A 10832-nucleotide genomic window follows, 5' to 3' on the forward strand; every position below is an offset into this window, starting at 1 on the left:
CACTCACGCGTAGACGGGGCGGCCGCCCACGCGGTAGGTGAGTGCGACGATGCCCGTGCCGAACACCCTCGAATCCTGCAGCTCCAGCCCGAAGTCCAGGCCGTCCTGCGGGAAGAGGCGCCTACCTTCCCCGACGATCACCGGAAACTGGACGAGGTTCAGCTCATCGACCAGCTCGTTCTCCAGGAGCCAGCGGGCGAGCGCAGCACTGCCGACGAGTAGGAGTTCGCCGCCCGGCCGGGCCTTGAGTTCGCGAATCTCGGCGGCGATCTCACCCGAGATCACGGTGGTGTGCTCCCAGGCGGGATCGGTCAGCGTGTTCGAGACCACGTACTTCGGCTTGGAGCTGATCGCCTCCCCGAACCAACTGTCGTCGCTCCTGGCTCCCCAGAACGTCTCAAATAGGCCGAACGTCCTGCGGCCGAGCAGGAACGCATCCGGACGCCGCCAGGTATCGAGGATGTACTGGGTAGCATCCTTGTCGTCGAACGAGAGCGCCCAGCCGCCGCGTGTGAATCCGGGGTCCATCTCCTCGTTGTTCCCGCCATTCGCCTGTGCGACTCCGTCCAGGGTGACCTGCAGGCTGATCGTGAGTTTCATGGTGAGTTCCTTTCTCTCACCAGTGCAACGAACGCAGAAGAGGCATTTCGACAACGGCGCGGGATTTGTTCCCGCGATGTTGAAGGAGGCGCGGGGCAGGAGCGCGATGCCGTCGACGCCCTCGATGGGTCGCCTGAACGAGCTCGATCGCCGCGGCGCCGACCAACCTTGGTCGAGTGGCAGTGTCAGACGGCTTGGAGAAGGCGGGTGAGAGTAGCGCCCGCGGCCGAGATACGGACCAACCGTGGGCACATCTCGCTCCGGATTACGAACGGGCCCGTTTCTGATCGGGTATTTCATCCAGCGGAGGGCGTGGGATCAACAATATTGCGCCGTCCTCGGCCCTTCGTGATCCCATTCGATCTCTCGATTGTGAGCAAAATGTGCGCAAATTTGGTCTCGTTGAGGCGCGGTTGCCGTGTCATGTCTGTGATGTATCAGGACATCTCTGACAGTTCCGCCTCAGGACATCGGTAACAGTTCATGTCTCAGGGCATCGGTGTCAGCTAGCGGGTTCTGCGTGGGCCACGGTGCCCTGGGGTCTCGCTCGCCTCAGCGTTCGACAAGCGCATTCAGACGACCATCACTCGCAATCTGTGGGAAGACGCTCGGTCGGGCGGCGTCGGCGGCCTCGATGGGTCTGCTGAGCCCGCACCCGGGCGGAAGTCCCGATCTCCTGGCTGAGCGCCCGAGCCTTGTCGCCCGGGGCGCTGCTGTGGAATGCTGGACCTCGTGATCCTCTAGCAGCGATTCCCTTCCTCCCCACGACCGTGGGTGAGTCGATCGATCCTGCGAACAAAGAGGTTTCATGTTTTCTTCAGATCCCACCATCACGCTCTCGGGCTTCACCATCGAACCGCTCGTCGTCCCGGTCAGCATCAACGCAGCGGATGCGGCGGACTTCATCGCCATGGCCGCGGTGCGGAGCGCCGTCGAGGCGGAGCAGCGCGGCCACGGCGGCGAGGTCATGACCGCGGCCGAGCTGTTGCCGGACTGGAAGGACGAGTCGAGGCCGATGGCCGGACTCGTCGCCAAGGTCGGCGGCCGCGTCGTCGCGCGAGGGAACCTGGCATTGCCGGTCGGTGCGGAGGAATGCTGGGGCGCAATCTCCGTCCTTCCCGAGTTCCGTGGTCTCGGCATCGGCTCGGCGCTCTATGGCCGCCTGGAGCAGATGGCTCAGGATGCCGGCCGCACGACCATCCAGAATCAGACGACCTACCCGGCAGGCGTCGAGGGCGAGGCCGTCCCCGCACCAACGGGCTTCGGGTCGGTTCCGCTCGATCTCCCATCGACCCGATTCCTGCGACGTCAGGGGTTCTCGCTCGAACAGGTGGCGTGTGTCAGCGCTCTGCCGCTGCCCCTCGACGCGGATGTGTTTTCCGCTCGCCTCGGCGACGCGGTCACCGCAGCCGCCGGCTACCGGACGATCACCTGGCAGGGGCGGACACCCGAGGAGTGGGTCGAATCCATCGCGCTCCTGCGCTCCAGGATGAGCACCGACGCACCCAACGCCGGCATCCAACTGACCGACGTCTGGACGGCGGACCGCGTCCGATCCGTCGACGACCTCTGGGCCGAAAGCCCCCGCGTAGCATTGACGTCGATCGTGGTCGACGAGGCGACAGGACAGGCTGTCGGGTTCACTGAACTCGACGTGTCGGCCGAGTCCGATCGGCCGGCCGAGCAGATGGACACCCTGGTTCTGCGCGAGCACCGCGGACGCCGACTTGGGATGCTGCTGAAGCTCACAAACCTCCGTGAACTGGCTGCCCGGTTCCCCGCCTGCCAACGCGTGGAGACAGTCAACGCCGAAGAGAACCGCCCCATGCTCGACGTCAACGAGTCGATCGGCTTCGCCGCGACCTGTTTCTCCGCGCGATGGCGCAAGAAGCTATTTGAGTCGAAAATCTGACGAGACGCTCGGATGGCCACGGGATCTTCCCGCTGAAGCCCAGGGCAGAACGCCCTGCCATTCGTGTGTCCGCGGAGGGCGTGGGATTCGAACTCTAACCGAGGGTCTTGCGACGTCGGAGACCACGAGCAAAACCGCAGAATCTGGCCGGTCCTTGACGCTCCTTGACCTCGCTCGACACTCTCTGGTTTCGCCCAAGTGTTGTCAAAGTGTTGTCACGCCGACCCCCCGACGGGACACCGGCGTTAGTACTAGGGATGCAGGGAGGGCATGCGTGCGCACCGCAGATGTGTTACGGGCTCGCATTAGACGAACGAGTATGCCCACGTGAGCCACGCGCGGCAGCGCACCGCAATTCAGCTGCGCGCCGCGGCAATCAAGGTGAGTCAGCAAGCCCGGGCGCCGGGCACTGGTTGGGTGCTGGTCAACGTCGATCTCGCCTGACGGTGGGAAGGCCGCCGCCATGTGTCTCAGGACATAGGTGACGAATCTGCCTCAGACATCGGTGACACTTCTGTGCTGTTTGGTGGTGACGCTTCTCCTCGTTCTTTGAGGAACGAGCCGCGTCGAACTCGTTGATCCTCGCGTCCGTCTCGCGATCAAGCAGTGGCCACCCGTTCCCCCGAGCCGATGATCGCCGTCGCCGTGCGCGGCGCTGTACCTGCTGCTTCTGGTGTCCTTCCGCCGCCCGATCGTAGCTCCTTCCGGTGCTCTGTGCCAGGGTCTCGCGGCGCATCTTCCCTCCGCTGAACCCCAGCCCGGTACTCCACGGTCTCGGCATTGTGCACCTCTCCCTCTCTCTCGACCACCAACGGAAAGGCGTGCTCGATGCGCTACCTCACAATTGAAGCTGGAACATCCCGGCGGACGCGCTCGCTCTCTGAGATCGGCCTCATCGTCATCAGCACCGCGACCGCGGTTAGCCAAATGAGGTACAGCGGGTAGGGCAGGAATGCAGATACCCATCCGCCGGGCGCCAGGGGGCCGCCGCTGGCGAGCATGCCGAATAGCGGCACGATCTGCAGAACTGCCGCAGCGATCGACAGCCAACCGATCCACGAGGCGAACGCGTGACGCGTGAACGCCAGAACGGCAACGGCCACCAGCACGACTGCGAGCGGCAGACCGGCGATCAAGAAGAGCGCGTCGTCGAGCGCTGCGAGAGCCGTCGAAGGCGTCTCGAGTGTCAACGCCTCCTGCACCGACAGGGCGATCAGCGAAACGGTGTTCGATGCCGCCCCCGCAACCAAGACGAGGAGGGCAAGAGAGCCGTCACCGCCTTCGGCCGCAGCCAGACGCGATCTCAACCCCGCGAGAAACCAGAACAGGAAGGCCGCGCCGAGAACGAAGAGAAGCGTCTGCATTCGCACGGCGCCAGCCTGCTCCTGAAAGTGCCGGATCGTCGCCGCGTCCGTGCCGCCACGGGCGATGCCGCGCTCGAACACCTCAGCGAGGAGTCCGATCGCCACCGACACCAAACCGGCGACGCCGCCCTGTCGTTCGATGCTCCACATCATGCCGTGATCATCGGCCACCGCGACCCTCCCCGACAGAGTCGAAGGTCCCGCTGCGAAGTACGCCGGACACCGACAGCGAGGGGCGATGACGCATTTCTCCGGGGGGCGGCGTGAACACGTCGGAGAAACCCCCGCTTGAAGACACTCAGTCGCGGCCGAGTGCGTTGCGCGCGAAGGCTTCTACGTGCTCGCGCAGCGGCGACTCGCGGGGCATTGCCCGCGCGAACCCCACCAACTGTCACCGATGTACTGAGACATGAAGTGTTACCGATGTTGCTGAGGCAGATTCGTTACCGATGTCTTGACACATCACACGAAGCTCGGCTTAGCGCGAGAGGTTGGCCAATTTTCTCGGCAGACCCTGTGTCATGCGCGTGGGTTTGGAACTCTATCCACGGGCTAGACGGGGATGCGCCGCCAGCCCGGATCCGCGGAGTTTCGGCGATCTGCGGGTCTTCGGAACTCCCTTCAGCCTTCGACGATCACACCCAGTTGTGCGCAAAAGGTGCACAAATCTGCCCGCGCATGCCCCCGCTGGGCGGCGTCTCCTGGCATGTACTGACCAGTCACACCAAGGCAGCTGTGAAAGGTGGGCGCTCCGAGCTTCTCCGCTGAGTGTTGGCGCCATCGCGCCCGTCCCTCAGCGAGTCGACGACGACGTCGACGTATTCGCCCGCAGTGGCGAGCTACCCGTAGTCGTATGCGGTGAGATCCTCACGTTCGTCCGGCCCGCTCCTCCAGAAATCGACGACGGCCAATCCGGTGGCTTCGGCCACCGCTGAGCGAACGCTTCCTTTCGTCTGGCGAAGGCAAGTCGGGAGCCGATGGTGCGCAATATTGAGAGCTTCCGCCATAACCGGCACGTGATCGCCGAGTTCGCCACCACCAGGCCGATGACGGCGGCGACGAGCAGCAGGATGGCTCACAGGCGCTCCGATCGAACGAACAACATCCGGGCTCCTCACAACGGTCTGAGCGGTTGATCACCGCCTGCCGACCAGACTTCTCAGCACGTCCGGACTCGCACCCACCGAGAACAGCCCTGTCATCGGTCGAGTTGCAGTCGCCGCCAACCGAGAATGGTCAGGCACACGAACACGAGCGGGAGGAGCAGCCCGACCAGGGCAGCGATCCCGTTCGTTCCGGTGGGTTGAAGCGCCCACAAGGCGGGAGCTGCGGGCGGATACCACGGGCCAGACCCGGCGAAAACCAGGACTTGGGCGCTGGCCACCAGACCGATCGTCACCGCGATTCCGCCGAGCAGTCCGCGGGTGAGCGTGGAGACCCAGGCGGCCGGGGTCGCCATGCACGCGGTCAACACCACCAGCACCGGGATCCTGCCGGCGACGCCGACGTCAGCGGCTGTCAGGGTCCCGAGCCCAGCCGCCAGGCCGGCGACAACCAGCACGACGGTCACCGCCACCGCCGCGACCACGGACCACAGCAGATAGACAGCCAGCTTCGACGCTGCGATCGCGACCCGGGAGACGGGGAGGGCGAACAGGCCGGAAATGGTGCCTTCGCTGAATTCCCGGCCGAAGCTCCAGCTGAGCAAGATCCCGCACGCGCCGGCGCTGCCGGCCGCGGTGACCTGAAGTGCTGCGTTGAGGTAGCCAGGCCAACCGCCGGCGGCGACCAGCGGACCGAGTTTGGCCATGATGTCGGCCGACCCGGAGGCGGCCGCAATCGTCGTGGACAAGCAGATCGCGGTGACACCGACGATCAGCAGAACGGCAGTGACGACCGGCACGCGCGCCGCGATCGCCTTGCGGCCCTCCACCGAGACTGCCGCCCCGAGCCCGTGGATGCTCATAGGTGCTGCCCCGTCGTCTCGCCGCGGGTCTCGTCGTCGTGCAGCACAAGCGCGAAGAACGCCTTCTCGAGCTCGGTCGCTCCCGGGTCGAGGCGACCGATCAGCCGCCCGGCGTTCATCACCGTGATCCGGTCCGCCACCCGCGCGACTTCGTCGAGATGATGGCTCGAGATGAGGACTGCGGCACCATTTTCCGCACGCTCACGCAGCACATCCCGCAACACGATGGTGCCGGCCGGGTCGAGCGCGTTCGTCGGTTCATCCAGCACGACGAAACGGGGCCAGTGCTGGAGGACCGCCGCCAGACCCAGTCGTTGACGGTTGCCAGACGACAGGACCCTCGCCCGGTTGCCGGCGAACTCGCCGAGCCCGAACTCCACGATCGCTTCATCCACCATCGCACGGCGCTGGGCGGCGGCGACGCCACGGAGCGTCGCGTTCATCAGCAGGTTCCCGGTCACGGTGAACTCCGGATACGCCAACGGCGTCTCCACCAGCTGACCCACCTGTGACCACAGCGGTGGCGGAGCGGTGCGGATGTCCTCGCCGCCGAGCCTCACCGTTCCGGAGTGCGGTCGCAGCATCCCGAGGAGGAGTTTCATCAGTGTCGACTTGCCTGCACCGTTCAACCCGACAAGAGCGTGCACCTCACCCGCTCGCACCTCGAGCGAGACAGCGTGCACGCCGACGCCACCCGGATAGGTCCGGGATACTGATCGCATCACCATTCCCTCGTGCTCAGAAGCAAGAGGAACCGCAGATTGTGTCACAGGCGACACCCACAATCGATCGATCGGAGCAGCCGAACCGACTGCCCGCCGACCAGACTTCCCGGCGCACCAACCACAGCATAGACCCGCGACCACGCGCCGCGCGGGGTCGCACTTGCCGCAGGCTCAGCCAGGTCGGGACAATGCTGATGGCCGCCATTTGTCCGCTCGGGTGCGGATCTGTATCGGCTGCGTACGAAACCACCGTCAAATGCAACAAGCGCGCCGAAGGCGTCGACGATCTTGCGACCGTCATCGACTCCGTCAACCTCACCGGTTGGACCATCCGCGCCTTCGACACCTGCGCCGCCAGCGGAGTGGGCACGGTACGGGAGCGCCACCCCAATTCCACCCTGGGCGACAGATTGGCGATTGACGTTGGAAACTCACGCGACGGGCAAGCGCAGGTCGAATCATGGCTAGATCACCCTGGGCTGGACCGGTGCTGACAGGACCTTCGACCCTACTGAGGGAGGCGGAACGCGCCTTGTCTAGACGAAGAGCACGGAATTCACATCGTCGGACGCGATGACTCAATTACGAGAGATCGGACCATCATGCACTGGCAATCCAGTGGGACGTCATCATTCGGCGGGCACCACCCTCAGTCCGGGCGCTCACACTTCGGACGCACTGGGATGTCCACTACTCACGCGAACCACATGCCCCCGCCCGCAGCACGAGGGCTGATCATCGCGGCCGTCGCATGGACGCTCGCCTGGAAGGGCGTCTCCCTGTGGCAGGCGGCGAAAGACGACAGCAAGCCGTGGTTCGTCACGCTCCTCGTCACAAACACTCTCGGGGTCCTCGACGCCGTGTACCTCTTCGGAGTCAGCGGATCCCGCCATCGCAGGCAAGTCTCCGAGGAGTCCGTTCTGGCCGTCACCGGTGAACCCGAGCAGGTCGGGCACACGGAAGAGACCTAGCCTGCCTCCGTCACGCGGTGCGAGGGGATCGCGCGATGACCGCCGGCGCAGCGAGACTGGCGGAATGCCTCGCGTCATCGGTCTCGCACGACGATACTGGGTGGTCACGCTCACCGTCGCGGTCGCACTGGCCGGTGTGATCCTGGCGGTCGCCGGCGCTGGCTGGCTGACGCAATGGGTGTTCAGCGCATACTCCCTCGGTGTCGCCGGCTGGCAGTCGATCGGGATGATCCGGTCCATGGCCCGCAGGGAGTTCGGTCTCGACATTCTCGCGGTGACCGCAATCGTCTCGACCGTCCTGGTCGGCGAGTACATCGCCGCTCTGGTCGTCGTGCTCATGCTCAGCGGCGGCGAAGCGCTCGAGGACTATGCGAACCGCCGAGCCAAGCGCGAACTGGATGCCCTCCTCACGCGTTCCCCTCAGCTCGCGCACCGCACCATGGGCGACGGGTACCGGGATGTGCCTGTCGACGACGTGCAGGTTGGCGACATCCTGCTCGTGCGCCCGTCGGAGATCGTCCCGGTCGACGGCGTGCTGCTCTCGCGCGAAACGACCGTGGACGAATCCTCTCTGACCGGCGAGAGCATCCCTGTCGAAAAGCACGCCGGCGACACCGTACTCAGCGGATCGGTGAACGGACAGGAGGCGGTGGAGATCCGCGCAACGGAGCAGGCGTCAGGGAGCCAATACCAGCAGATCGTCGCTCTCGTCGCCCAAGCGGCCGAGAGCAAGGCGCCGGTGGTCCGGCTCGCCGACCGCTACGCCGTGCCGTTCACGATCTTCTCTCTGGCGCTGGGGGCGATCGCCTGGGCGGCGAGCGGCGATCCGGTGCGTTTCGCCGAGGTCCTGGTGCTCGCCACACCGTGTCCTCTGCTAATCGCGGCGCCCGTCGCGTTCATCGGCGGTATGAGCCGGGCGGCGCGCAACGGTGTGATCGTGAAGAGCGGCGGTGTGCTCGAGCAGCTGTCGGCGGCGAAGACCGTTGTGTTCGACAAGACGGGCACCCTCACTCACGGGACACCGGCCCTCACCGACGTCAGACCGGAGGCTCCGTTCACTGCCGACGACCTTCTGGTCGCGGTAGCGAGCGCCGAGCAGTATTCCTCGCATGTGCTCGCGGCCTCGATGATCGCCGCGGCCGTCGAGCGCGGGCTTCCCTTGCACGAGGCGGAGTCCGCACAGGAGGCTGCGACGAACGGCGTCGTCGCGCGCATCCAGGGCAGAGAGGTCGTGGTAGGAAAATTCGCATTCGTCGCCCAGCATGCTCCGGATGCCCGTCGCACGTCGATCGCGCCGGGCGAGCTGGCGGTCTACGTGGGGATCGGCGGAGTGTATGCGGGCGCTCTGCTGGCGAGCGACAGCGTGAGAGCGAATGCGCGAGCCATGCTGCAGCGCCTGCAGGAGCTGGGCGTCGGGCAGACGATGATGCTGACCGGGGATGCCGCCGAGACCGCGCAGCACATCGCGACCGAGCTCGGGATCACTCGGGTCAGGGCCGAATGTCTGCCGGCGGACAAAGTCGCTGAGGTGAGGGGCATCGCAAAGCGGCCGGTGATCATGGTCGGCGACGGCGTGAACGACGCGCCTGTTCTCGCAGCAGCGGATGTGGGCATCGCTCTGGGCGCCAAGGGCGCCACAGCCGCCAGCGAGTCGGCGGATGCGGTCATCCTCGTCGACGACATCTCCCGTGTCGCCAGCGCGGTCGAATTCGGACGCGACACGGTCCGGATCGCCCTGCAGAGCATCTGGCTGGGGATCGCCGTCTCCGTGGTCCTGATGGCGATCGCCGCATTCGGCCTGATCCCCGCGACCGCCGGAGCCCTCATCCAAGAGCTCGTCGACCTGACGACGATCCTGGCAGCCCTACGGGCGGTCGGCGTCCGCCTCGACGCACGCCAGTCCCGGATGCGGCAGCGCGCGGCGACGACCGCCACTGTGCTCCCGTGAGCGCATACACCTGCTGCGCCGCGGCCCGTCGTCGAGCTGGCAGAGCGCCCGGTCAATGGGAGCGGGCGGCGATTGCGCCGCGGCGGCCAGGGAGCCGGTCGCGGCCGCGGAGACGGCGACGGTGATCAGCGTCTTCACCCGGGAGGAAAGCACCAGTTTGGATGCCGAGGGTCACCGCAGCCACGGGAACCCCCAGCTGGCCTGCCGAGGCGACCGCCTGCATCCAGGGCAGTCCGGCCGCGCGGGCGGCGAGATGCGCGACGACGGCCGCGACGCCCAGCACGACGCCGAGCAGGATCATCGCCGGATGCCCCGCGAAGGCGCGCAGGTCGAGGGAGGCGCCGAGCCACACGAAGAAGAGCGGGCCGAAGAAGCCTTCGGTGATGCCGAAGAGCTGACGGGCGAGCCGATGGGGTTCGCCGACCGTAGACAGCCGCGTGCCCGGTTCCGAATCCCACCCCGATCACCACCCCCAGCACAGCAGCGCACACTCCGACCGCCGCAGCGCCGAGCACCGCACGGGGCAGCGCCGCCCGCAATGCCGGGTCCCTCACCGGAATCTGCGACCCGACCACGACCATGGTCAGGCCGAACCCGATGTTCGCCAGCAGACGGAAGTCGTCCACCGTCGGGTCCACGAGCCTCAGCCCGGAGACGCCGATGAGCAGCCCGCCCGCCAGTTCCCCGACGACGACCGGCACCCGCCACGACGTCCGGGCGGACAGCAGCGGCCCGACGAGCCCGACGAGCACCACCAGCGCCAGCAGCGAGAAGCTCACAACGCCCACCCTAGCGACGACTGCTCGCGAGATACGGTGGCCGAGGCCGGTCACTGCACGGGCCTTTCGTCCCTACTGCGCCGGGCTCGTACGCGTCACTCTGGTTCAGGGACTCGAGGAGGCACCATGAAACCCTGGATTCGAATTGCTCTCGTCACAGTGACGGCGACGATCGGGCTGACGGCAATCGCCGGAGGCATCGCATTGCTCGTGGGTTCGTTCGCTCAAACAGCCTCCGGCGCGATCGTGCCCGACCGCGCCTTTCTCGGCGACAGTCCCTTCACCTCCTATGTCCTTCCGGGTCTCCTCCTCGCGGTCGTCGTGGGCGGAACGCATGTCCTCGCCGCTATCCTCATCGGCCGTCGATCGACCGCCGGTCCGCTGGCTGTCACGATCGCTGGGTTCGGTTTGCTCATCTGGATCTTCGTCCAGATGATGTTCATCCCGTTCAGCATCCTGCAGGCGCTGTACTTCGCCGCCGGGCTCGCGGAACTGGGTCTGGTCATCCTCGGCCTCGGACTGTTCGCTCCACGGCGCACGAGCATCCGAGCGTCCGGAACCCATTGA

The 10832-nt window shown here is 66.2% G+C and carries 10 protein-coding genes and 1 pseudogene; 5 read left to right on the top strand and 6 right to left on the bottom strand.

The annotated features are described in order from the left end of the window. Positions 1-3: 3 nt before the first annotated feature. Entirely contained in the window at positions 4-600 is a 597-nt protein-coding gene (locus tag ACFVV5_RS15465; RefSeq protein ID WP_387245860.1) for a dihydrofolate reductase family protein, read from the bottom strand. An 808-nt stretch (positions 601-1408) separates the two neighbouring features. On the opposite strand from ACFVV5_RS15465, the gene ACFVV5_RS15470 reads away from it, so the two are divergent. Beyond that, positions 1409-2512 (top strand): GNAT family N-acetyltransferase, encoded by a 1104-nt coding sequence (locus tag ACFVV5_RS15470; RefSeq protein WP_387245862.1) that lies wholly within the window; start codon positions 1409-1411, stop codon positions 2510-2512. Between the two features lie 833 nt (positions 2513-3345). Here the strand turns inward: ACFVV5_RS15470 and ACFVV5_RS15475 are convergent. The 3 genes from ACFVV5_RS15475 to ACFVV5_RS15485 form a co-directional block, all read right to left on the bottom strand. Continuing rightward, on the bottom strand, positions 3346-4047 hold the full coding sequence (locus tag ACFVV5_RS15475) for a hypothetical protein (RefSeq protein ID WP_387245864.1): 702 nt from the start codon (positions 4045-4047) through the stop codon (positions 3346-3348). Between the two features lie 1027 nt (positions 4048-5074). Continuing rightward, positions 5075-5842: an ABC transporter permease gene (locus ACFVV5_RS15480; RefSeq protein ID WP_387245866.1), complete on the bottom strand. Its 768-nt coding sequence runs from the start codon at positions 5840-5842 to the stop codon at positions 5075-5077. After that, positions 5839-6564 (bottom strand): ABC transporter ATP-binding protein, encoded by a 726-nt coding sequence (locus ACFVV5_RS15485; protein WP_387245868.1) that lies wholly within the window; start codon positions 6562-6564, stop codon positions 5839-5841. Before ACFVV5_RS15485 ends, ACFVV5_RS15480 begins: the two co-directional genes overlap by 4 nt. Positions 6565-6755: 191 nt before the next feature. Between ACFVV5_RS15485 and ACFVV5_RS15490 the strand changes: the two genes are divergently transcribed. The 3 genes from ACFVV5_RS15490 to ACFVV5_RS15500 all read left to right on the top strand — a co-directional run bounded on the left by ACFVV5_RS15490 (position 6756) and on the right by ACFVV5_RS15500 (position 9486). Further along, positions 6756-7061, top strand: a complete 306-nt coding sequence (locus tag ACFVV5_RS15490) for a hypothetical protein (protein ID WP_387245870.1) — start codon at positions 6756-6758, stop codon at positions 7059-7061. 189 nt (positions 7062-7250) lie between these two features. Then, positions 7251-7538, top strand: a complete 288-nt coding sequence (locus ACFVV5_RS15495; protein WP_387245872.1) for a DUF5652 family protein — start codon at positions 7251-7253, stop codon at positions 7536-7538. A gap of 64 nt (positions 7539-7602) precedes the next feature. Next, positions 7603-9486: a heavy metal translocating P-type ATPase gene (locus tag ACFVV5_RS15500; RefSeq protein ID WP_387245874.1), complete on the top strand. Its 1884-nt coding sequence runs from the start codon at positions 7603-7605 to the stop codon at positions 9484-9486. Between the two features lie 52 nt (positions 9487-9538). Here ACFVV5_RS15500 and ACFVV5_RS15505 read toward each other — a convergent pair whose 3' ends face one another. Together ACFVV5_RS15505 and ACFVV5_RS15510 are read right to left on the bottom strand one after the other, a co-directional pair. Then, a complete protein-coding gene (locus tag ACFVV5_RS15505; protein WP_387245957.1) occupies positions 9539-9919 on the bottom strand; it encodes a cation:proton antiporter in 381 nt (126 codons plus the stop codon). Positions 9920-9992: 73 nt separating this feature from the next. Further along, positions 9993-10319 (bottom strand): annotated as a pseudogene (locus tag ACFVV5_RS15510) (cation:proton antiporter); the annotation flags it as partial. A 72-nt stretch (positions 10320-10391) separates the two neighbouring features. On the opposite strand from ACFVV5_RS15510, the gene ACFVV5_RS15515 reads away from it, so the two are divergent. Continuing rightward, positions 10392-10832 carry a hypothetical protein gene (locus ACFVV5_RS15515; RefSeq protein ID WP_387245876.1) on the top strand — a complete coding sequence of 147 codons (441 nt, stop codon included), beginning with the start codon at positions 10392-10394 and terminating at the stop codon, positions 10830-10832.

It is taken from the genome of Leifsonia sp. NPDC058248, assembly GCF_042881905.1.
GTDB lineage: Bacteria > Actinomycetota > Actinomycetes > Actinomycetales > Microbacteriaceae > Leifsonia.

Coding starts and splice junctions, on each gene's coding strand:
- ACFVV5_RS15465 (WP_387245860.1), bottom strand. CDS start 600: ATGAAACTCACGATCAGCCTGCAGGTCACCCTGGACGGAGTCGCACAG.
- ACFVV5_RS15470 (WP_387245862.1), top strand. CDS start 1,409: ATGTTTTCTTCAGATCCCACCATCACGCTCTCGGGCTTCACCATCGAA.
- ACFVV5_RS15480 (WP_387245866.1), bottom strand. CDS start 5,842: ATGAGCATCCACGGGCTCGGGGCGGCAGTCTCGGTGGAGGGCCGCAAG.
- ACFVV5_RS15485 (WP_387245868.1), bottom strand. CDS start 6,564: ATGCGATCAGTATCCCGGACCTATCCGGGTGGCGTCGGCGTGCACGCT.
- ACFVV5_RS15490 (WP_387245870.1), top strand. CDS start 6,756: ATGCTGATGGCCGCCATTTGTCCGCTCGGGTGCGGATCTGTATCGGCT.
- ACFVV5_RS15495 (WP_387245872.1), top strand. CDS start 7,251: ATGTCCACTACTCACGCGAACCACATGCCCCCGCCCGCAGCACGAGGG.
- ACFVV5_RS15500 (WP_387245874.1), top strand. CDS start 7,603: ATGCCTCGCGTCATCGGTCTCGCACGACGATACTGGGTGGTCACGCTC.
- ACFVV5_RS15515 (WP_387245876.1), top strand. CDS start 10,392: ATGAAACCCTGGATTCGAATTGCTCTCGTCACAGTGACGGCGACGATC.